General features: G+C 63.4%; 21 protein-coding genes. 6 read left to right on the top strand and 15 right to left on the bottom strand.

All coding sequences use genetic code 11. From position 1 onward, the window contains the following. Positions 1–66: 66 nt before the first annotated feature. The 4 genes from HQR01_RS12475 to HQR01_RS12460 all read right to left on the bottom strand — a co-directional run bounded on the left by HQR01_RS12475 (position 67) and on the right by HQR01_RS12460 (position 3049). On the bottom strand, positions 67–993 hold the full coding sequence (locus tag HQR01_RS12475; protein ID WP_173215175.1) for an AraC family transcriptional regulator: 927 nt from the start codon (positions 991–993) through the stop codon (positions 67–69). A 43-nt stretch (positions 994–1036) separates the two neighbouring features. Then, positions 1037–2074, bottom strand: coding sequence for a transporter (locus HQR01_RS12470; RefSeq protein ID WP_173215174.1), 1038 nt, complete (start codon positions 2072–2074; stop codon positions 1037–1039). A 61-nt stretch (positions 2075–2135) separates the two neighbouring features. Further along, positions 2136–2465 carry a cupredoxin domain-containing protein gene (locus tag HQR01_RS12465; protein ID WP_173215173.1) on the bottom strand — a complete coding sequence of 110 codons (330 nt, stop codon included), beginning with the start codon at positions 2463–2465 and terminating at the stop codon, positions 2136–2138. Positions 2466–2518: 53 nt separating this feature from the next. Beyond that, complete coding sequence (locus HQR01_RS12460; protein ID WP_173215172.1) at positions 2519–3049, bottom strand: DUF4142 domain-containing protein; 531 nt, start codon at positions 3047–3049, stop codon at positions 2519–2521. 391 nt (positions 3050–3440) lie between these two features. On the opposite strand from HQR01_RS12460, the gene HQR01_RS12455 reads away from it, so the two are divergent. Continuing rightward, positions 3441–3812, top strand: a complete 372-nt coding sequence (locus tag HQR01_RS12455) for a DUF4383 domain-containing protein (protein WP_173215171.1) — start codon at positions 3441–3443, stop codon at positions 3810–3812. Positions 3813–3975: 163 nt separating this feature from the next. Here HQR01_RS12455 and HQR01_RS12450 read toward each other — a convergent pair whose 3' ends face one another. The 3 genes from HQR01_RS12450 to HQR01_RS12440 are packed head-to-tail and all read right to left on the bottom strand — an operon-like array spanning position 3976 to position 7091. Continuing rightward, positions 3976–5064, bottom strand: a complete 1089-nt coding sequence (locus tag HQR01_RS12450) for an acyl-CoA dehydrogenase family protein (protein WP_173215170.1) — start codon at positions 5062–5064, stop codon at positions 3976–3978. A gap of 4 nt (positions 5065–5068) precedes the next feature. Beyond that, the gene (locus HQR01_RS12445) at positions 5069–6277 is read right to left on the bottom strand and encodes an acyl-CoA dehydrogenase family protein (protein WP_173215169.1); all 1209 of its coding nucleotides are present in this window, start codon (positions 6275–6277) and stop codon (positions 5069–5071) included. Positions 6278–6296: 19 nt separating this feature from the next. Beyond that, a complete protein-coding gene (locus HQR01_RS12440) occupies positions 6297–7091 on the bottom strand; it encodes an SDR family oxidoreductase (RefSeq protein WP_173215168.1) in 795 nt (264 codons plus the stop codon). Positions 7092–7168: 77 nt separating this feature from the next. Between HQR01_RS12440 and HQR01_RS12435 the strand changes: the two genes are divergently transcribed. From HQR01_RS12435 to HQR01_RS12420, 4 genes are all read left to right on the top strand, one after another. Beyond that, positions 7169–7729, top strand: coding sequence for a TMEM165/GDT1 family protein (locus tag HQR01_RS12435; RefSeq protein WP_173215167.1), 561 nt, complete (start codon positions 7169–7171; stop codon positions 7727–7729). Between the two features lie 102 nt (positions 7730–7831). After that, a complete protein-coding gene (locus HQR01_RS12430) occupies positions 7832–8293 on the top strand; it encodes a Dps family protein (protein WP_173215166.1) in 462 nt (153 codons plus the stop codon). A 75-nt stretch (positions 8294–8368) separates the two neighbouring features. After that, positions 8369–8989: a 6-phosphogluconolactonase gene (locus HQR01_RS12425; RefSeq protein WP_173215165.1), complete on the top strand. Its 621-nt coding sequence runs from the start codon at positions 8369–8371 to the stop codon at positions 8987–8989. After that, entirely contained in the window at positions 8977–9447 is a 471-nt protein-coding gene (locus HQR01_RS12420; RefSeq protein WP_173215164.1) for an NUDIX domain-containing protein, read from the top strand. Before HQR01_RS12425 ends, HQR01_RS12420 begins: the two co-directional genes overlap by 13 nt. Here the strand turns inward: HQR01_RS12420 and dinB are convergent. Then, positions 9444–10562 (bottom strand): DNA polymerase IV, encoded by a 1119-nt coding sequence (gene dinB, locus HQR01_RS12415; protein ID WP_173215163.1) that lies wholly within the window; start codon positions 10560–10562, stop codon positions 9444–9446. The two genes, HQR01_RS12420 and dinB, sit on opposite strands and share 4 nt — an antisense overlap. 65 nt (positions 10563–10627) lie before the next feature. On the opposite strand from dinB, the gene HQR01_RS12410 reads away from it, so the two are divergent. Continuing rightward, positions 10628–11902: a multidrug effflux MFS transporter gene (locus HQR01_RS12410; protein WP_173216387.1), complete on the top strand. Its 1275-nt coding sequence runs from the start codon at positions 10628–10630 to the stop codon at positions 11900–11902. On the opposite strand, the gene HQR01_RS12405 is transcribed toward HQR01_RS12410, so the two are convergent. The 7 genes from HQR01_RS12405 to crtY form a co-directional block, all read right to left on the bottom strand. Continuing rightward, on the bottom strand, positions 11899–13449 hold the full coding sequence (locus HQR01_RS12405) for an acyl-CoA carboxylase subunit beta (protein WP_173215162.1): 1551 nt from the start codon (positions 13447–13449) through the stop codon (positions 11899–11901). The two genes, HQR01_RS12410 and HQR01_RS12405, sit on opposite strands and share 4 nt — an antisense overlap. A gap of 56 nt (positions 13450–13505) precedes the next feature. Beyond that, positions 13506–15437 (bottom strand): acetyl/propionyl/methylcrotonyl-CoA carboxylase subunit alpha, encoded by a 1932-nt coding sequence (locus HQR01_RS12400; RefSeq protein WP_173215161.1) that lies wholly within the window; start codon positions 15435–15437, stop codon positions 13506–13508. A gap of 10 nt (positions 15438–15447) precedes the next feature. Continuing rightward, the gene (locus HQR01_RS12395) at positions 15448–15912 is read right to left on the bottom strand and encodes a Cif family virulence factor (protein ID WP_173215160.1); all 465 of its coding nucleotides are present in this window, start codon (positions 15910–15912) and stop codon (positions 15448–15450) included. Positions 15913–15968: 56 nt separating this feature from the next. After that, entirely contained in the window at positions 15969–16904 is a 936-nt protein-coding gene (locus HQR01_RS12390) for a phytoene/squalene synthase family protein (protein WP_234030159.1), read from the bottom strand. 80 nt (positions 16905–16984) lie between these two features. Next, positions 16985–17566: an LOG family protein gene (locus HQR01_RS12385; protein WP_173215159.1), complete on the bottom strand. Its 582-nt coding sequence runs from the start codon at positions 17564–17566 to the stop codon at positions 16985–16987. Next, complete coding sequence (locus HQR01_RS12380) at positions 17563–19116, bottom strand: phytoene desaturase (protein ID WP_173215158.1); 1554 nt, start codon at positions 19114–19116, stop codon at positions 17563–17565. The genes HQR01_RS12385 and HQR01_RS12380 overlap by 4 nt, the downstream gene beginning before the upstream one ends. Then, positions 19113–20300, bottom strand: coding sequence for a lycopene beta-cyclase CrtY (crtY, locus tag HQR01_RS12375; protein WP_173215157.1), 1188 nt, complete (start codon positions 20298–20300; stop codon positions 19113–19115). Before crtY ends, HQR01_RS12380 begins: the two co-directional genes overlap by 4 nt. Positions 20301–20312 lie beyond the last annotated feature (12 nt).

Raw genomic sequence — 20312 nt, 5'->3', positions numbered from 1 at the left:
AGGGCGACAGAGTGATCCGCGCCTGCAACAGTTCGGCCTGCTGGCCTAATGACCAGCGGAACAGCGCTAACCCGCCTTGCGCTTGAGCTCCCTCGGGGAATAGCCGAAGCGGGTGGTGAAGGCGCGTGTGAATGCGGCGGGTGACTGGTATCCGGTGCCCGCAGCCGCCTGTTGCACCGAACAGCCCGTGTCTTCCAGCAGCGAGAGGGCCTTTTGCAGGCGCCATTCGGACAGGTAACTCATCGGTCCCATGCCCATCAATTCGCTGAAGCGATCGGCGAAGCTGCTGCGCGACATGCCGACCTCGCCGGCCAGGCTGCCCACGGTCCAGTGCTTGTCGGCTTCACGGTGCATGAGTTGCAGGGCCTTGCCGATCTGGCGATCGGTCAGGGCGGTGAGGATCGACGCCATTTCCGGCGTACTGCCCACGCCCAGCCTGAGCAGTTCGATGAAGCAGACTTCGGAAAGGCGGGTGATCGTCGCTTCGGCAATATCGCCTTCGCTGAACATCCTGCGGGTCAGCAGCCGCAGTACCTCGTCCAGCCAGACTTCGCGCGCACGCGTTGCCGAGCAAGTCAGGAGGTAGTCGGGGAGGGCACGCAGGAGCGGGTGATCCGCACCGTCGCGAAGGGTGAAGTGCCCGCAAATCAATTGGGTCGAGGCGTTGCCATCTCCCTTGCCGACCACCAGCACGCCGCGCCCGTCATAGCCCGCATCGCTCAACACCGTCTCGAGCGGCGGCGCTTCGTCAACCGGCGTGCACGAAAGCGTGTGCGAACGACCCCGTGGGATCAGGATCAGATCCCCCGGTTTGAGTTCGGCATACTCACCGTCATCAAACCCGACCAGGCAGGTCCCTTGCACGCATAGGTGGAACCGTGCGGCCTGTTCCAGATTCGGCACCGTAACGGCCCAGGGCGGGCTCAGGTCGGTGCGAAAGTAGAGCGTGCCCTTGAGGTTGAGCGTGCTGAGGATGTCATCGAGGACGTTCATCGGTCTCTCCGGCCTGTCGACGATCAAACCCGTCGGAAGGCCTCTAAAAATTCAGCCCAGCGCCCAGCTTGAAGCGGATGTCCGTTTCGTTCTGGATGCCGTTCAAGTCTTCATGAACTGGTATTCCGACGGATGTAAATATCGACCAGCCATTTGCGGAACTATAGCGCACCCCGGGTGCGACGAAGATTTGGGTGCCTCCGCTATGGATGTCGCGAACCGATCCGACGCGTTCGCGTTCTTCCCACTCACCGTTGACCTCAAGGATCAGGTCGAGCGCTTCGTGGCGTTCGAAGGAGCCGTCTGCATGGACGTGCGCGCCCTTGCCGAGCCGCCAGCTGAGCCCTGCATTGAAGGCGAGGTGATCGCCCAGATTGGTGTCCTGCGATCCCTCGGTCCTGAGTGTGTAAAGCACGTTTGCGCTGGCGGAGAGCGGACCGAAATCCTTGCCCAGCGCAAGACCGAAGCGAGGGTCCCACGAGCCCGAACCGGGCTGGAATTCGGATTCGAACCGTTCGCCGCCATTGGTCCGCTGGCGCGTCGCACCGGTGGGAACGCTCAATCCGGCGAGGAGCGTGACTCCCACGCCGTCGTTCTCGCGATTCAGCAGGGCGAACCTCGCGCCCAGCTGCAGGTCTCCGATGCCGTCGGCCGTGCCGAGGGTTTCGACTTCCGATTCGCTGCCGTCCCCGTCGCCGTCATCGCCATGATGGCCTGCCTCACGAATGCCGTTGCGGACAATGAAGGGGAGCGAAAGGCTGAGGTTCAGGCGGTCGGTCAGCCCGTATTCGAGACCAAGCGTGCTGATGTAGGCAGTGTCGGTATTGTGCACGCCTTCATTGTCATCCTCTGCGAATTCGATCAGCTCCGCGTCGGAGAAGGCGCTATAGTCTTCCACGTAGAACTCGACACCGAGCACGAGATCGCCTGCCTTTGCCGTTTCCGGACTCACGGTCGTGATCGCGCCAGCCGCATTGGCTGGCCCGGACACGGTCACATGGTGGGCCATGGCCGGCTCTGCACCGAGCAGGCAGAACAAGGCTGATGAGAGCAGGGCAGATCTCTTCAAACGGCTGGGCATCTTGGTCTCGTTACGGAATTCGGCGTTGGACAATGCGCCGGCTTGTTCGGCGGTCGGGCGTCTACTTGACGACGACCTTGCCTTTCATGGCCGGATGATAGGTGCAGATATATTCGAAGGTTCCCTTGTCGGTGACCTTCAGGCTCCAGCTCTGACTGTGGTTCAACTTGGCCGAATCCCACTGCTTGGCCGTGGCCGTGTGCGGGGCCGCGTCCAGGTTCTTCCAGGTGATCGTGTCACCCGGCTTGGCTTCCACAGTTGCCGGTGAGAACTTGAAATGATGAATCTCGACCACGTGCTCCTGCGGCTTGGTCGTAGTCTTTGCCGAAAGCGCTCCGGGGGATACGGACACCAGCGCAAATGCGAGCAGGGCCCACAGTCCCGCTACCATAGTCAGGAGGCCGCGATTGCGACCCCCTGCTACGAAATTGAGCGCGATGGCCCTCACTTGAGCACTCGCACCATGTGTGCGGCATGCTGTTCGTGCACCTTGAAGATTTCAAGCGCTTGGCCGAGCAGATCCTTGAATTCCTTGTTGTCGACCGCCGGGATGAAGGCGGTTTCGACGGTCTTGTTGACGAACTGGTGATAGCCCAGCTCATTGGCGGCATAGGCGCGATCGAATTCGGCGCCCTGCATCTGGGCCATGGCGTTCAGCTTGGCGCTCGCGTCGGCGATAAGCTGCTGGCTGGTGGCGTTGTCTTCGGGCGAAGCGCCGAGCTTGGTGAGCAGGCCGACGGCCAGGTCGTTCACGGCAGCGTGGTCCTGGATCATCAGTTCGGCGAACTTGCGAACTTCGGGGTTGTTCGACTTGGCCAGCGCCAGGTGGGCGTAGCGAATGTCGAGGGTGCCGGCGGTGTAGGCAATATGCGCGATCTGCATATCGGTCGGGCCTTCTTCGGCCATGGCGGGAGCGGAGATGGTGGCCGAAGCCAGGAGTGCGGCCGCGGCAACGCGGGTCAGGTTGCGGATCATCAGGCTGTTCCTTCATTGGTTGAACTGTCGTTCGTACGTGCGAACGAGAGGGCAGTTGGCAGGTCTTCCAAGTGGTGAAAACCGACGCCCAAGGATCACGGACACCTCGCATCGGAGTTTGGACGAATTGCATTAAAATGGGCGAATTTGCTGCCAATGACCCGAATTGGACCAGTCATCCGCAAAGAATCGCCCCTGATTCGCAAGGTCGCTCGACTTCACCTGGCGGGCCTGGGAGCGCCGAAACGGCCCTGGATGATGCGCATCATCCATAACATTTTGCTTGCCGTACATATCGGAGGAGAAAGCCTAGTTTGGTCCGCAAGACCCGACCTAGCTGGGGGCCTCACTGAATACTCAGTCGACCCGTTCTACAGCTAGGATTACCGTTATGATCGATGCCAAACTTCTCGCCCGCGTATTGGGCGCCACCTTCGTCGCCACCGGCCTTCTGGGCTTCGTTCCCAACCCGATCGTCTCGCCCGACGGCCTGTTCGCGGTGAACACCATGCACAACCTGGTGCATGTCGTTACCGGCTTCGTCTTCCTGATCGGCGCTGCGATGGGTAAGTCGCGGGCAACCATCCTGGGTATCGGTATCGGCTACGTCGCCGTCACGATCCTGGGCTTCCTGACCGAAGGCCACCTGCTGCTCGGCATGATCCACATCAACGAGGCCGACCGCTGGCTGCACGCCGGCCTGGCCGTGGCGATCCTGGGCGGTGGCCTGATCTCGCGTGAGCGTGCGCTCGCGACCGCGTAACTGAATCAAACGTCGCGTGGGATGGATCGAGGCACCGCGTGCTTCCTCCCTCCGCGTGATCGATGATACCCTCCTGGTCCGGCAGTTCTGGCGTTCGCGCTAGAGCTGCCGGATTTTCATATACGCCTACGCGAGGCGGATTTGGCTCACGACTGGTGTGGCGTCAGGTCAGGTTTCCGACCTTGCGCAGGTGGTATTCGGAGTTGCCCAGCAAGGCATCGTTGGCGAGGATGCGCTTGTGCAGATGGCTGATCGCCAGTTCGTCGGTCATGCCAACCCCACCATGCGTCTGGATGGCGGCTTCACCCACTTCACGACCGAGCTTGCCGATCTGACCCTTGAGGATCGCCATGTCGCGTTCACCGGCATGCCTCGCCTCCATCAGCGCAGCGGTGTAGAGCAAGGTGGCGCGGGCCTTGGTGTAGGCAATCTTCATGTCGGCAAGGCGATGCGCCACCGCCTGGAATGTCAGGATTGGTACCCCGAACTGCTTGCGGGTCGCGGCATAGTCTGCGGTGCGCGCAAGCAATTCGCCCATCGCGCCGACACTTTCGGCACAAAGCGCGAGGAGTGTCGTATCGAGCACTTCGCGCAAGGCGGGTTCGACATCGACGGAAAGCAGGGCGTCGCCGCCCAAACGGGTCGCGGCGAAACGGATGTTGGCCGCACGGCGACCGTCGATGGTCTGGTATCCTGTCGTCACGATGTCGCCCTGACCCGAGGCAACTGCCAAGAGAGCCAGCTTGCCGTCCAGGCGTGCGACAACCAGCAGCAGGTCAGCATCTGCGCCCGCCAGAACCATGCGCTTTTCACCGTCGAGTACGAAGCCGTGGCCATCGCGCCTTGCAGCCATCGCGATTTGCGAGGGGTCGGCGGTGCCGTGACCTTCCTCGTATGCCAATGCAGCGATCTTGCTGCCGCCCATGATCGCTTCCAGCTCGCCGCTTCCGGCCTTCGCCAGGAGTGGCGCGGCGAGGAGGGCGGTGGCCAGGAAAGGCTCGGCCAGCAGGTGGGCGCCGAAGGGTTCGGCAATGGCCACCAGATCGGGTGCCGAACCGCCAAGGCCGCCTGCGTCCTCGGCTATCGGAAGGGCCAGCAGGCCGATCTCCGCCAATTGTCCCCAGACCGCACGCGACCAGCCGTCGCTCCCGCGAACGATCTTGTTCCGCGCGTCGAAGTCATAGCTGCGCTGGAGGAAGGAGGAGACGCTGTCGCGCAGCATCTGCTGTTCATCGGTGAAGGTGAAGTCCATCGCGTCAGACCCCCCGTCCGGCGGTGCGTGCGATTAGGTCGCGTTGCACTTCGTTCGATCCGGCGTAGATCGTCGTCGCGCGGCTGTTGAGGTAATAGGGCATGGCAACCAGCTCCAGGTCGCTGCCGAGTGGTTCGACATTCGCCCCGACGCGCAATGCCTCATGTTGCAGCGGCAGCCCCTCGGTGCCGCAGACCCGCGTCATCAGCACGCTGATCCGTTGGGTCAGTTCGGAATTCATCGTCTTGTTCATCGATGGCCAGGCCGGATCGTTGGCCATCGGGTGGCCGCTGACACCCAGTTTCTCGAAGTGCTCAAAGCTGGCGATGTCCGCCTCTAGCTCGCCCAGGTCGCGCAGGAACACCGGATCTTCGGCCAGCATGGTGCCGAAACCGCTGGGGGTGGTCTGCGCCGCCTCGCGGATGCGTTCGATCCCGCGGTGAAGCGTCGGGCTCTGCGCCCCGCCGCCGCGCTCGTGCTTGAGCAGATGCTTGGCGACCGTCCAGCCGTCGTTTTCGGCCCCCACACGGCCCGATTGGGGTACGCGGACATTGTCGAAGAACACCTCGCACTGCTCGGGAAAGCCGTCGAGCCCGATGATCGGGCGGATGGTCATGCCCGGATAGTCGATGCGGTCGAGCAGGAGGAAGGTGATGCCTTGCTGCTTCTTGCCGGTGTTGTCGGTGCGCACCAGCATGAACATCCGGTTCGCGTGATGGGCATAGGTGGTCCAGATCTTGGACCCGTTGATGATGTAATCGTCTCCGTCGGGATCGGCGCGGCAGCTGAGCGATGCGAGGTCCGAACCCGAATTCGGTTCCGAATATCCCTGCGCCCAGAAGTCTTCGCCCTTGAGGATTCCGGGCAAGTATTTCGCCTTCTGTTCTTCGGTCCCGATGTCGATCAGCAGCGGGCCAACCATGCCGAGGCCCTGCGGCAGCAAGGGCGGCAGGTCGCGGCGGCGATACTCCTCGGCGAAGATATGGCGCTGTTCGATCGACCAGCCGGTCCCGCCATGCTCGACCGGCCAGTTGGGTGCGGCCCAGCCTTTTTCATAGAGTATGCGATGCCACGCCATGACCTGGTCGAACGGCGCGAAGACGCTGGTGAGCTTGCGCCCTGCCTCGCGAATTTCGGGCGTTGGGGCGGTATCGAGAAAGGCACAGACCTCCGCGCGGAAAGCCTCGAGCTCGGGACCGAATTCGATCTGCATGATTGCTTCCCCTAAGGCCTTACTTGGGCGGCATCCGGATTGCACCGTCGAGGCGGAACTGGTGACCGTTGATGTAGCTGTTGCGCGCGATCTCGACGATCAGCGAAGCGAATTCTTCCGGATGGCCGAGGCGCTTGGGGAAGGGGACGCTGGCGTTGAGCTGGGCCCACATCGCCGGATTGCGATCCTTCATGCCGAGCATGAGCGGCGTCGCAAAGATGCCGGGCATGACCGAGTTCACGCGGATGCCGATGTCCATCAAATCGCGTGCCATCGGCAGGACGAGGCCGTTCACGCCCGCCTTGCAACTGCCGTAGATGACCTGTCCGATTTGCCCGTCCTGCGCCGCGACGCTGGCGGTAAGGGTGATGCAGCCACGTTCGCCATCCTCATTGAGCGGTTCCGAATTGGCCATGCCCAGCGCCGAATGGCTGGCAATGCGATAGGATGATACGAGGATACCCTCTGCCCCGAAGGCGTAGTCCTCGGTCGCCAGGCGCTTGTAGCTGCCGGTTTCCTTGTCCCAACCCAGCGTCTTGCCGCGGCGGCTGGTCATCGCGCAGTGTATCGTCACGCGTTCCTGGCCGTGCGCCGCGCGGGCCTTCTCGAAGCCGGCGACGACCGAGTCCTCATCGGTAATGTCGACCCGTGCAAAGGTGCCCCCGATCGCCGCGGCATGGGCCTCGCCGGCTTCCTCGTTGACGTCGAAGATCGTTACCTTGAGCCCCGCGTCCGCCAGTGCCTGCGCACTCGCCTTGCCAAGCCCCGATGCCCCGCCGGTAACCACCGCCGCCATGCCTGGTGTCAGTTCCATCGCCTCTCTCCCTGTGTTTCTTTGCCTACCGTGCTATCGCAAGGCGGTAGGCAGCGAAAGGGGAGCCGAAGCGCGCCGTGACATCATTCCTGTTCGCCATGGTAGCCAGCTTTCTCGCCGCGACTGGCGCGCGCGATCAGTTGATGGTGGCGGCGCTGCGCGAACGGCTTGGGGCGTCGACTGCGCTGTTGCTGGTGGCATTGGCCAGCGCAGCGGGCACGGCCTTCGCAGCGGCGTGGTTCGGTGGGCGCTTGGCGGCCAGCATGTCGCAGGATGCCTCCACCATGTTCGTCGCCATCGCCCTGCTGCTGGCGGCGTTCGAATGCGGCTGGCCACATCGCTTCCGCAAGCCGGAGGAACCGACGCGCTCACTCGGTGCGATTGCTATCGTGCTGTTCGCGCGGCAGTTGACCGACGCTTCGCGGTTCCTCGTTGCGGCTTTCGCGGTGGTCTTTGCCTCGCCTTCGCTTGCCGGTTTCGGTGGGGCGTTGGGCGGCGGCGCGGCTGTCGCGCTGGGCTGGGCCATGGGCGAGAATTTGGAGCACCGCCTGCCGCTGCGCCGTTTGCGGATCGTGATGGCCGTGGTGCTGTTCCTGATCGCCTGTGTCGTCGGGGCCAGTGCGCGCGGACTCATATAGAAATCGGTAAATTCGATTATTGTTACTCTTATTGATCGGGAAACAAGTGCGCCGCTTGCGCGTAGGGTATGTGAACGCAATTCCAGACAAGGGGACGTTTCCATGGCCAATGCCAGCAGTAACTCGAAGACCCAACTCATCGCCGCGCTCAATGGCACGCTTGCCGATACCTTTGCGCTCTACCTCAAGACCAAGAACTTCCACTGGCACGTCGCGGGGCCACGTTTTCGTGATCTCCACCTGATGTTCGACGAACAGGCGCAGCAGTTGTTCGGCACCGTCGACATTATTGCCGAGCGTGCGCGCAAGCAGGACGGCGAAACGCTGACCTCAATCGGCTCGATCGCCAAGCATACGAAGATCAAGGACCAGGATTCGACGTCGATCGGGCCGGAGGAAATGGTCGGCGAGCTCAAGTCAGACAATGAGACGCTGCATGAGCGCCTCGAGACGCTCAAAGTCGCGGCCGAGGCGGCAAACGACAATGCCACCAGCGCGCTGGTCGACGAATGGATCGACTCTTGTGAGGAGCGCATCTGGTTCCTGCGCCAGACCGCGAAGTAAGCGAATAGCTATGCGCACCCACTTCGGGGCTGCCTTCGCTCTTGGGTGAGGGCGGCCTTGGTGTATCAGCGTGGCATGACCGACGTGACGATAATCGAGAATGCGGACGATATGCGGATCGCCGATTGGCTGGCGGAACGGCTCTCTGCCGTCATGGCTTCGCGCGAAGGGCCGGTGACGATCACAGTGCCCGGAGGTTCTACTCCGTTCCCGATCATGGAGCGCTTGCTTCAACGCGATCTCGACTGGTCGCGACTGGTGGTGTGGCCTGGGGACGATCGCATCGTGCCCGAAGTTCACCCCGCATCGAACACGGGCAAGCTGCGCGTGCTGTTCGAACCTGCCGGGGTCGAGGTGGTCACATTGACCGAGATGGAGGCCGTCCCGCATTTCGACCTTGCTTGGCTGGGAATGGGGGCGGACGGGCATATCGCCTCGCTCTTCCCCAACACAGACCCTCAGGTGGACGAGCCACGCGCTATCCTGCGCCTGACCCCGGATCCACTGCCTCCCGAGGCGCCATTCGACCGGATCAGCCTGACATTGCCCTCGTTGCTGTCGAGCGATGCGATTGTGTTCGTCATGCGTGGGGCCGACAAGCGCGAGATTTTCGAATCTGCGCTTGCGGGTAAACACGACCTCCCGGTTGCACGGCTGCTCTCGGCCGCTAAACAACCGGTAACATGCTTCGCCTGATCCCACCGCCACTGCATCGCCTGGCGCTCAACTTCGGGCATCGCCTGCGGCATTATTGGCGCAAGGCCAGCGGCATCACCGGGGAAGGTGTCAGCATCATTGCCCGCGATTTCGACGGGCAGATCCTGCTCGTCAGGCACAGCTACGGCCCGCAGGGCTGGTATTTTCCGGGCGGCGGGATGCGACGCAAGGAGATGCCTGAAGAGGCTGCCCGGCGCGAACTGCTCGAGGAAACCGGCTGCCTGGTCGAAGGACTCAGGCTGGTCGGCCTCATCGAGGAAGAACTCTCCGGCGCGCCGCATACCGCACATATTTTCGAAGGTGTCGTCAACGACATGCCGCGACCCGATGGGCGCGAAGTGATCGAGGCACGCTTTTTCCCGACGCATTCGCTGCCCGAACCGCTCAGCCCGCGCACCAAGGCCCGCCTCAAGCTGTGGCAGGCGAGGAAGAACTAGAGCAGGCTCAGCTGCGCATCGGCGCGCGGTTCTTCCTTCTCCTCGCTTCCCTCGAGCTTGGATAGCGTCAGTCCCATCAGCCGGATCGGCATGGGTAACGGCAGCATCTCTTCGAGCAATGCGCGCCCGATCCCGGCAAATTCGTCCTTAGTTTCGATGGGACGGTCCACGGTCTTTGCGCGGCTCACCGCCTGGAAGTCGGCGTATTTCATCTTGAGCGTGACCGTGCGGCCCTTGGCCTCGGTCTTTTCGATCGAGGTCCAGACGATGTCGATGATATCCTCCATCGTCTCGCGCAGCTCGCTGCCGGCGGACAGGTCGCGGCTGAAGGTGCGTTCGCCGCCCACCGACTTGCGGATGCGGCTGGCGCGCACCGGCCTGAGGTCGATCCCGCGCGCCGCGCGATAGAGATAGTCGGCAAAGCTGCCGAAGTTCGACCGCAGCCAGGCGATATCCTTGGTCGCCAGATCCGCACCAGTGGCGATGCCCAGGCGCGCCATCTTCTCCGCGCCCTTGGGGCCGACGCCGTGGAAGCGGCGGATCGGCAGCTTGGCGACGAACTCTGCACCTTCGCCGGGGCGGATCACGCACATGCCGTCGGGCTTGTTCTGGTCGCTGGCGATCTTGGCGAGGAACTTGTTGTAGCTCACCCCCGCGCTGGCGGTGAGCCGGGTCTTGGCGCGGATTTCCTGGCGGATCAGCTCTGCGATCCGCGTCGCGCTGCCGATGCCGAGCTTGTCTTCGGTGACGTCGAGATAGGCTTCGTCGAGGCTCAGCGGCTCGACCAGATCGGTGTGGTGGTGGAAGATCGCCCGAATCTGGCGGCTGGCTTCCTTGTAGGCATCGAACCGGTGGCGCACGAAGATGAGGTCGGGGCACAGCCGCTTGGCGGTGACCGAGGGCATGGCGCTGCGTACGCCGAACTTGCGCGCTTCATAGCTGGCCGCGGCGACCACGCCGCGCCCGCCCGCGCCGCCAACGGCAACGGGTTTGCCGCGCAGTTCGGGGTTGTCGCGCTGTTCCACGCTGGCGAAGAAGGCATCCATGTCGACATGGATGATCTTCCTGAGGCCGTCGGCCTCGCCATCATCGTCCGTGTCTTTCGCGCCACTCATCGGTGCCAAGATAGAGCGGTGGGTTGCAAAGCGGAACCGTGTCCGTCAGTTGCGCCTTTGTGCATATGCGAAGTGATCCCGATGGCGGTGGCGAGCGCCCCATAGCCGAGGCTGCCCACGGCCAGCGGATCGGCGAGCGCGAGCTGATCTGGATGATGGCGCTGCTGATGGCGTGCAACGCCTTCGGCATCGACGCGATCCTGCCCGCACTCGACAAGCTTGCCTACAGCCTTGGCGCGGAAGGCAACGACCGCCAGTTCATTGTCGGCGTCTACCTGCTTGCGGCAGGCTTCGGCACTTTGATTCCCGGCTCATTCGCCGACCGCTATGGCCGACGGCCAGTGCTGTTCGCGGCGCTGGGATGCTACATCGTCCTGTCGCTGGCCTGCGCCGCGGCGGAGACTTTCAGCCAGATGATTGCGCTGCGTGCCCTGCAGGGCTTCTTCGCTGCGGGCATTATCGCGCTTCCCCCGGCGATCATCCGTGACCGGGTGGGTGGCGACCGCATGGCGCGGATGATGAGCCTGATCTTCGTCATCTTCCTGCTAGTGCCCGCGGTGGCTCCCAGCATCGGGCAGGGGATACTGCTGGCGATGGGCGACTGGCGCTGGATCTTCGTGGCCATGGCGGTGCTCGGCTGCATCATGACCGCATGGGTCTATTTCCGTCTTCCCGAAACGCTGCATGAGGCGGATCGGCAGGAGATCAACGTCTCGATCATCGCGCGCAACATGCGCAGCGCGGTGACGCTGCGGTCGACGATCGGGTACACGCTGGCCAGTGCGCTGGTGTTCGGTGCCCTGTTCGGCTTCATCAACTCCAGCCAGCAGCTGATCGGTGAGGCCTTTGGCGCAGGCGAGCAGTTCCCCCTGCTGTTCGCGATTTGCGCGGGATGCATGGCGATCGCCAATTGGTCGAACAGCCGCATCGTCGAGCACTTCGGTGCGCGGCGGGTCAGCCATACGGCGCTGTTCCTGTTCATCGTGGTGGCAGCCATGCAGCTGTGGTTCGCCACGCGCCCGACCGAGACGCTGTGGACCTTCGTCCCGCTGATGGCGGCGAACATGAGCTTGCTGGGCTTCATCGGGGCGAATTTCGGTTCGATCGCGATGCAGCCGTTCAAGCATATCGCCGGGGCTGCCTCCTCTGCGCAAAGCTTCCTGCGCATGACTACGGGCGCGACCCTGGGTGCGGCGGTGGGCTATGCCTATGACGGCACCGCACGGCCCCTGGCCATGGCCTTGCTGGTGTCCGCCGGAGCCAGCCTGTTCTTCGTGCTCTATTCGGAACGCGGCGCGCTGTTCGGCCCGCCCGATCCCGAAGATGAGGACGAGGACTAGGCCTCGCTGGCGAGTTTGCGCCAGGCGAGTTGGGCAAACTCGCACAGCAAGGGGCGCGTATCTCGCGGGTCGATGATGTCCTCGACGTTGAACCGTTCCGCGCTGCGGAAAGGCGAAGTCACCTTGTCCAGCCGCGCCCGGATCGCCGCCAGTTCAGCCGCGGGGTCCTCGGCGGCTTCCAAGTCGGACTTGTAGGCAACCTCAAGCCCACCGGCGATGGGGAGCGAGCCCCAGTCGCCCGACGGCCAGCAGTAACGGTACTGGTAGGTTTCGGCATTGCTCATCGCGCTGCCTGCAATGCCATAGGCGCGGCGCAGCACGATCGAGGCGAGCGGCACCGTGGCCTTGTACACTGCGTTCATCGCCTGCACCCCGTAGCGGATGGTGCCTGCAATCTCTGCTTCGCGACCGATCATGAAGCCGGGATTGTCGACCAGGTGGACGATCGGCAGGCGGAACTGGTCGGCCAGCTTGACGAAGCGCTCGACCTTCTCGCTGGTCTTGGCGTCCCATGAGCCGCCGAGATAGCTCGGATCGCTGGCAAGAACCGCGACCGGCCAGCCGTCGAGCCGGGCCAGCGCGGTGATCGCGGTACGGCCCCACAGCCGGCCGATTTCGAACACCGTGCCCTTGTCGAACACCATGTCGAGGCAGCGGCGCATCGAATAGACCTGCTTCTCCTCGCGCGGGACGAGGCTGAGCAGCGCCTCCTCGCGCCGGTTCGGGTCATCGTGCGGTTTGGTGCGGCGGGCGAGCTGACCGACGTGTTCGGGCATGAAGCCGAGGAAATGGCGCGCGCGAGCGAAGGCCTCCGCTTCACTGGCCACCTCGTCGTCGACCACGCCGTTGCGCGTGTGGATTTCGCTGCCGCCCAGTTCTTCCTTGGCGCGCTGGTGATCCTCGGGCCCCTTGTAGCTTTCGCCCAGGCCGTCGACCACGGCGGGACCGGCGGCGAAGATCTGGCTGAGCCCCTTGACCATGATCGAATAATGGCTCGCGACGACCCGCGCGGCACCCAGGCCGGCGGTGGGGCCAAGCGCCAGCGCCACCACCGGCACCGTGTCGAGGTTCTTCACCACATCCGACCAGCCGGGAACGGCCGGGATATAGGTCGCTCCGATCTGTTCGAGCGTCTTGACCGATCCGCCGCCGCCGGTGCCATCGATCATCCGGATGATGGGCAGCTTCATCTCGTGCGCCATCTTTTCCGCCTGCACCATCTTGCGGCTGATCCCGGCGTCGGCCGCACCGCCGCGAATGGTGAAGTCGTCGGCAGTCGCCACTACCGGGCGGCCATTGACCGTGGCCTTGCCAAACAGGAAGGGGGCGGGGAGCACGCCAACAAGGTTGCCGTCCTCGTCATAGGAACCCTTACCGGCGATCTTGCCGATCTCGCGAAAGCTGCCCGGATCGACCAGGGCGGCGAGTCGCGCGCGCGCATCCATCTTGCCGCGCGAGTGCTGTCGCCCGACCTTGTCCGGGCCGCCCATCTGTTCGGCCAGCGCCTCGCGCTGGCGCAGCTCTTCGAGTTCCTTGGCCCAGCTCATGCGTGTCCGCTCTCCTCAGGCAGCACGCTCGCAAGGGACGGGCGGAAAGGGAAGCCTTATTCTTCTTTGGGCTCGACAATTGCGAGCAGGGCCTCGACCTGGACCTGGCTGCCGGCGCTGACCACCAGTCCGGATACGGTCCCGTCGAAGGGCGCGGTGAGCGCGTGTTCCATCTTCATCGCCTCGAGCACCATCAGCCGCTGTCCCGCGGTGACGGCGTCGCCATCGGCCACATCGACCGCAATGACCTTGCCCGGCATGGGGGCGATGATGTCGCCATCGTGGGCATGGTGGTGGCCCGTTGGTTCGAAGCGAAGCGAGAGCCGGTAGGTTTGCCCTTTTTCGGCGACTAGAATGTAGCCAGCTCTCGGAACGGTCGCGCCAACACCATCAGGGGAGTTCTCCGGCCAATGGGGCGGGTAGTGTTCAACGTTCCGGCTACTTCCACCCTCCACATAAAGTGTCACCGAATTTTCGGTATCCTGGTTTAGTCGAAAGCCCAGGATATGCTCTCGCTCAATAACATCCGAAGGGGACAATGAGCTGCTATTCTTGCTGAAAATGAGATTCTCTCGAACGGTGCGAGTAACGGCGTATCTCAGTGTCTCGTCGCTAGGCTCCTCAGGTGGAATGAGCTCTTTGTACTTTCTTTCGATAAGACCCGTATCAAGCTTTGCTGATTGAAAATCAGCATCTTCAAGGCATCGCCAGAGAAAGCCGGAGTTCGACCGGACGGGATAGATAAGCGCCATCGAGATTGCCTTACTGAGCTTCTCAATTGCGCGCTCTCGTGAAGGCCCGTGTGCGATCACCTTCGCAATCATCGGGTCGTAGAATGGGGAAATCTCGCCTCCACGCGCAACACCGGATTCGACTCGGGAGCTCCAATCAGCGAGCAAAAAGTACTCCAACCGTCCTGTGCTCGGCAAAAACCCTTTCGCCGGGTCCTCCGCATAGAGCCGCGCTTCGATCGCCCAGCCGTTGATGGACAGGTCTTCCTGCTTGAGCGGGATCGGCTCGCCGCTCGCGACGCGCAGCTGCCATTCGACCAGGTCCACACCGGTGATTTCCTCGGTCACCGGGTGTTCGACCTGCAGCCGGGTGTTCATCTCCATGAAGAAGATGCGATCGGCGCGTAGCCCCTCGCTGGCGTCGGCAATGAATTCGATCGTGCCCGCCCCCTCGTAATCGACCGCCTTCGCGGCGCGCACGGCGGCGGCGCAGATCGCCTCGCGCGTCGCCTCGTCCATGCCGGGAGCGGGGGCTTCCTCGATCACCTTCTGGTGGCGGCGCTGGAGCGAGCAGTCGCGTTCGAACAGGTGGACGACATTGCCGTGGCTATCGCCGAACACCTGGACTTCGATGTGGCGCGGCGAGGTTATCCACTTTTCGAGCAGCACCTCATCATTGGAGAAGCTTGCCTTGGCCTCGCGACGGCAGCTTTCCAGCGCGGCTTCGAAGTCCTCTGCCGCGTCGACCTTGCGCATCCCCTTGCCGCCGCCGCCAGCGACTGCCTTGATCAGCACCGGATAGCCGATGGCTTCGGCCTCCTTCTTCAGGCGTTCGACCGACTGGTCCTCGCCTTCGTAGCCGGGCGTTACGGGCACGCCTGCAGCGCGCATCAGTTTTTTCGCCGCGTCCTTGAGGCCCATCGCTTCGATGCTCTCGGGCTTGGGGCCGACCCACACCAGCCCTGCATCCATTACTGCCTGCGCGAACCCGGCGTTCTCTGACAGAAAACCGTAGCCCGGATGGATTGCATCAGCACCGGTCGCCTTCGCCGCGGCGATGATCTTCTCGCCGATGAGATAGCTTTCGGCAGCGGGCGAGGGGCCGATATGTACCGCTTCGTCCGCCAACTGCACATGCAGTGCGTTGGCATCGGCGTCGGAATAGACCGCTACCGTGTCGATATACATTTCACGCGCGGTGCGCATGATGCGGCAGGCGATCTCGCCGCGATTGGCGATAAGGAGTTTCTTGATCATCGTAGGTAAGTCAGCGTCCCTTGGGGCAATTGTCGGGTTCGACGGTGTATTGGATGCCGGTCACCTTCCACGCGCCCTCGATCTTCATCAGGTTGAAGACATCGATCCCGCAATGGGTCCGCTTGCCGTCGAGGTCGAAACTGTATTCGGCCCAGACCACTGCGATATTGCCGCGGACCAGCACGGTCGGATCCCAATAAACTTCGCGGAAGGTCTCTTCACCCTCACCGATGGTGGCGAGGTCTTCTGCAAAGCTGCGCATGCGGATCACTTCGCGGCCTTCGCGAATCCGGTGGGAGACCAGCAGGCCCTCTTCGGTCGAAACCGCGGCGATCACTGCCGGGTCCCGCTCGTTGAGCCCGCGCAGGAATTCATCGACCGAATGCAGGATCTGCGCGTTGCTATCGTCTTGCGCCACCGCGGGCGTACCAAGGCACAGCGCCGCCGCGGCAAGCATGCTCGTCCAGCTTTTCATGGTCTCACTCCGTCTCTCTCGCAACGGCGCTAGCCGTAGCGTCGCGGGGGTTCAAGTTACCACCCGGTAACGGGCCGAAAATCGTGACGAGTCCAGTGGATTGGCTGATCAGGAGGGGAAGGGCGATTGAGCAGCGCCTCGGCAAAGGCGGCGAGGACGTGCCGCAGCTTTTCAACGCGCCTAACGCGCGTCCGTTGATTCCATGCAGCGGCGCCGCGCGCCAGCACCTTGCGCCCGATCGCGCCATAGATGTTGGCCGCTGCCAGCACCGCCCAGCGCTGACGAAAGCGCAGCCGCGCCGCGCCCAGCTTCGAAGCCTGTTCGTGCTTCTCCATCAACCCGATCAGTTGCGGCATCAGGCTGGCGAGGGCGTCGCGGTTCTCGGGCAAGGCGTGCTCACCCGGCTGCCAGCCCTTTTCCGCCAGCCAGTCTGCAGGAAGGTAGCATCGCCCGGCTTCGGCATCTTCGACTATGTCACGGGCGATGTTGGCGATCTGGAACGCCAGTCCGAGATCGCAGGCGCGATCGAGCGTTTCGCCATCCTCCGGGCTTACCCCCATGACCAGCGCCATCATCACCCCGACCGAACCAGCGACGTGGTAGCAATAGCGCAGCATGTCGGCTTCGTTCGAGGGCTGCCACCGTCCCGCGTCGAGCGCGAAGCCGCCGATCATGTCGTTGGCGAGGTCCATGGTCAGCCCGCATTCGTCGGCGACCAGGCCGAACCCATCGAAAGCCGGATCGGCGGTTGGCTGTTCCTCGAATGCGCGCCGGGTCAGCACGCGGATCGCCTGGACCCGATCCTCGGCGTCCTTGAGGTCACCCTGGTCGCCCAGCGGGCCGCCCTTGTCCTGATTGTCGGCAATGTCGTCACAACGGCGGCACCAGGCATAGAGCAACCAGGCACGCTCGCGCGTGTCACGGTCGAACAGCTTCGATGCGGCGGCGAAGCTCTGCGATCCCTCCTTGATCGCAATCCGCGCCTTCTCCACCAGTGCCGCCCGTTCGCGCCCCCCGCCCGCGCTGGCGGGGGTGGGGCGGAGGTTGATCGTGGTGAGGGGGCGCGGTTTGCTCAGAGGTCGTCGGCCTTCATCTGGAAGATCGGCGTATGCGGTATATAGCTGGCCATCTTGTCAAGCAGTCCGCCGAGCGAGGTGTCGGCGATAAGGATGCCCTGGTGCGCCGGCCGAACGAAGCCGACTTCGGCCATCTGGCGGTTGAAGGCGACCAAATGGTCGTAGAATCCAAAGGCGTTGAGCAGGCCGACGGGTTTTTGGTGGTAGCCCAGCTGGGCCCAGCTCATCGCTTCCCACAACTCGTCCATGGTGCCGACGCCGCCGGGGATGGTGACGAACCCATCGGACAGGTCGGTGAAACGCTGCTTGCGTTCGTGCATGCCGGAAACCGAATAGAGTTCGGTGCAGTCGTGGTTAGCCACTTCCGACTTGATCAGCGCTTCGGGGATTACCCCGATCACCTCGCCGTCGGCTTCCAGTGCGCCGCGTGCGACGGCGCCCATCAGGCCCAGTCGGCCCCCGCCATAGACGACACCGATTCCGCGCTGCGCGAGATCGCGTCCTACGTCATAGGCGAGTTGGATATAGCGCGGATCATCGGGCGAAGCGGACCCGCAATAGACGGCAAGACGTTTCATGAAGTGAGCAAATCCTCTAGCATCAGACCGGCAGTCGCCTTGGCGCTGCCGACGACGCCCGGTATCCCGGCTCCGGGATGGGTGCCAGCCCCCACGAGATAGAAATTATCGATCACGTCATCGCGGTTATGGCCGCGGAACCAGGCGCTCTGGGTCAGCAACGGCTCGAGGCTGAAGGCGCTGCCCAGGTGAGCGTTGAGATCCATGGCGAAATCGCGTGGGGCGTAGTGGAACTTGGTCACGATCCGCTCATGCAGGCCGGGAATGAGGCGGCGCTCGATCTCGTCGAGGATGCGCTTCTCGAGAATCGGGCCCATTTCGGCCCAGTCGACCGCCAGCTTGCCCATGTGGGCGACCGGGATCAGCGCATAGAAAGTGCTCTTGCCATCCGGCGCCATGCCGGGATCGGTCACGGTCGGGTGGTGGAGGTAGATCGAGAAATCCTGCGGCAGGACGCCGTGATCGTAGATGTCTTCGAGCAGCCCTTCATAACGCGGGCCGAACAGGATGGTGTGGTGCGGAATGCCGGGCCAGGTACCCTCGATACCGAAATGGACCACGAACAGGCTGGGGCTGAAGCTCTTGCGCGCCAGGCTCCTCGAATAATCGCCCCCGCGTTTCGATCCCGATAGCAAGTCCTTGTAACTGTGCATGATATCGGCGTTGCTGGCGATTGCATCGAAGCGCTGGCGCCAGCCCGAATGCGTCTCCACTTCGGTAGCCAGCTTGCCCAGCGTATGCACGTGCACCACCGGGTCGTGCAGGCGCATGGTCCCGCCCAGCCGTTCGAAATGGCGCACCATCCCGGCCACCAGCCGGTTGGTTCCGCCCTTGGCCCACCACACGCCGCCGTCCATCTCCAGCTTGTGAATGAGCGCGTAGATGCTGCTGGTCTTCATAGGATTGCCGCCAACCAGCAGCGTATGAAAGCTCAGCGCTTCGCGCAGCTTCTCGTTATCGACGAAGCTCGAAACGATCGAATAGACGCTGCGCCAGGCTTGTTTCTTCACCAGCGCGGGTGCCGCCTTGAGCATCGACTTGAAGTCGAGGAAGGGCACGTGGCCGAGCTTGACGTAGCCTTCCTCATAGACGCCCTCGGAGTATTCGAGGAACCGTTGGTACCCCGCGACGTCCGCTGGATTGAGCGTCGCGATTTCGGAGAACAGCTTTTCCTCATCGTTCGAGTAGTCGAAGCTGGTCCCGTCCGGCCAATTGAGCCGATAGAAGGGCATCACCGGCATCAGTTCGACGTCTTCGGCGATATCGTGCCCAGAAAGGGCCCAGAGTTCCTTCAGGCAGTCGGGGTCGGTGATTACCGTCGGGCCGGCATCGAAGGTGAAGCCGTCCTTCTCCCAATAGTAGGCCCGTCCACCGGGCTTGTCGCGGGCTTCGACGATGGTCGTGGCGATACCTGCGGACTGCAGGCGGATGGCAAGCGCCAGTCCACCGAAGCCCGAGCCGATGACGCAAGCGGTGCGGCCGGTATAGGGCAGCGGGGTCGCCTGTTCGGCGCCCGAAACATGTGGCGGTGTCGTCGTCTCGGCGTTCATTGCGATCCCTCATGGACGAGCGGCGAACCCTTGCCAAGCAGCGCACGGATCGCTGCCGGAATGGCGATGGGCGGTTTGCCGATCAGCACTCGCGCGCGATCGGTCAGCGTGGATTGCGCGGCGTAAAACCGTTCGATGAGCGGTTCGGGTAGCCGGTAGAAATGTTCGAACACGCGATAGCGTTCCTCGGGTATCGCACCGTCGAACAGCATCCGGCCAAGCATACGGTAGAAACCGGTGTCCCGCCAATGTGCGCGGGCACGCGTTTCGAACAAGGCGGCGAGTTGCTCGCCCGGCAGCGTCGCTTCGCGCGCTACCGTCAGGGCATTAGCGACGGCGAAGGGCAGGGTGTAGCTGGTCAGCGGATGGACGAAGCCGCCCCGCGCTCCGATCCGCACCACGCCGGACGGGCCGAGATCGCGCCGATAGGCCGCGAAGTCCCCTCCGGTGATGACCGGCAATACTCCGGTTTCGCCGCCGACGATGTCGCCTTCCCAGCCCATGGCGACGCAATATTCGTCGATCCGCCGTGACAGTGCGCTGCGATCGAGCACAGGGCTGTCTGCGTAATAGGTGTCTTCGACGAAGAGGTCGTGAGCCCCTAGTGGCAGGGTGTAGACGAAGCGATAGGCGCCATGCTGCGCGATGCTCGCATCCATGACGATCGGGCGCGAGAGGCCATGCGGCCGATGCGTTCGCAAATGACGCCCCATGAACACCTGCCATCCGCCGTTGAGATGGGGTGAGGGAGCGGCATCGCGGCAGTCGATCACCACGCGTGCGGGCACCCGTTCCCCGCTGTCGAGCGTCACGCCATCGGTCGCGAGTTCGGCAATCTGCGAGCGCAGGCGGATCGTCTCTTGGGGAAGCAGGCGACGCAGCGCCGCGTCGAAATCGCGACTGCCGAGCGAACGATAGGGGGAGGCCAGGGTGCGTGCGTGCGCGGGAAACCGCACCTCGTAACCCAGGTCCCATTCCGTCTTGCGGAAATCGACCAGCAATGCGTCCCCGTCGGGCTCGATATCGCTGGCGAACCAGCTCCAGCGATGGTTGCCGCCGAAGTCTTCGCCGGCCTCGAACAGGCCGAGGCGCAATTCGGGGTGCGCGCGGTGCACCGCCAGCGCGACCAGCCCCCCGGCCAGCCCGCCCCCAACGATGGCCATATCGATCATGCGCCCGTTCATCCCGTTTGGGGC

The sequence above is a fragment of the Erythrobacter mangrovi genome, from assembly GCF_013260645.1.
In the GTDB taxonomy this organism is placed as follows: Bacteria; Pseudomonadota; Alphaproteobacteria; order Sphingomonadales; family Sphingomonadaceae; genus Qipengyuania; species Qipengyuania mangrovi.
The sequence above is the reverse complement of the archived record's forward strand: the minus strand, read 5'-3'. Positions and strand labels throughout refer to the sequence as shown.

Coding starts and splice junctions, on each gene's coding strand:
- HQR01_RS12475 (WP_173215175.1), bottom strand. CDS start 993: ATGAACGTCCTCGATGACATCCTCAGCACGCTCAACCTCAAGGGCACG.
- HQR01_RS12470 (WP_173215174.1), bottom strand. CDS start 2,074: ATGCCCAGCCGTTTGAAGAGATCTGCCCTGCTCTCATCAGCCTTGTTC.
- HQR01_RS12465 (WP_173215173.1), bottom strand. CDS start 2,465: ATGGTAGCGGGACTGTGGGCCCTGCTCGCATTTGCGCTGGTGTCCGTA.
- HQR01_RS12460 (WP_173215172.1), bottom strand. CDS start 3,049: ATGATCCGCAACCTGACCCGCGTTGCCGCGGCCGCACTCCTGGCTTCG.
- HQR01_RS12455 (WP_173215171.1), top strand. CDS start 3,441: ATGATCGATGCCAAACTTCTCGCCCGCGTATTGGGCGCCACCTTCGTC.
- HQR01_RS12450 (WP_173215170.1), bottom strand. CDS start 5,064: ATGGACTTCACCTTCACCGATGAACAGCAGATGCTGCGCGACAGCGTC.
- HQR01_RS12445 (WP_173215169.1), bottom strand. CDS start 6,277: ATGCAGATCGAATTCGGTCCCGAGCTCGAGGCTTTCCGCGCGGAGGTC.
- HQR01_RS12440 (WP_173215168.1), bottom strand. CDS start 7,091: ATGGAACTGACACCAGGCATGGCGGCGGTGGTTACCGGCGGGGCATCG.
- HQR01_RS12430 (WP_173215166.1), top strand. CDS start 7,832: ATGGCCAATGCCAGCAGTAACTCGAAGACCCAACTCATCGCCGCGCTC.
- HQR01_RS12425 (WP_173215165.1), top strand. CDS start 8,369: ATGACCGACGTGACGATAATCGAGAATGCGGACGATATGCGGATCGCC.
- HQR01_RS12420 (WP_173215164.1), top strand. CDS start 8,977: ATGCTTCGCCTGATCCCACCGCCACTGCATCGCCTGGCGCTCAACTTC.
- dinB (WP_173215163.1), bottom strand. CDS start 10,562: ATGAGTGGCGCGAAAGACACGGACGATGATGGCGAGGCCGACGGCCTC.
- HQR01_RS12410 (WP_173216387.1), top strand. CDS start 10,628: ATGCGAAGTGATCCCGATGGCGGTGGCGAGCGCCCCATAGCCGAGGCT.
- HQR01_RS12405 (WP_173215162.1), bottom strand. CDS start 13,449: ATGAGCTGGGCCAAGGAACTCGAAGAGCTGCGCCAGCGCGAGGCGCTG.
- HQR01_RS12400 (WP_173215161.1), bottom strand. CDS start 15,437: ATGATCAAGAAACTCCTTATCGCCAATCGCGGCGAGATCGCCTGCCGC.
- HQR01_RS12395 (WP_173215160.1), bottom strand. CDS start 15,912: ATGAAAAGCTGGACGAGCATGCTTGCCGCGGCGGCGCTGTGCCTTGGT.
- HQR01_RS12385 (WP_173215159.1), bottom strand. CDS start 17,566: ATGAAACGTCTTGCCGTCTATTGCGGGTCCGCTTCGCCCGATGATCCG.
- HQR01_RS12380 (WP_173215158.1), bottom strand. CDS start 19,116: ATGAACGCCGAGACGACGACACCGCCACATGTTTCGGGCGCCGAACAG.
- crtY (WP_173215157.1), bottom strand. CDS start 20,300: ATGAACGGGCGCATGATCGATATGGCCATCGTTGGGGGCGGGCTGGCC.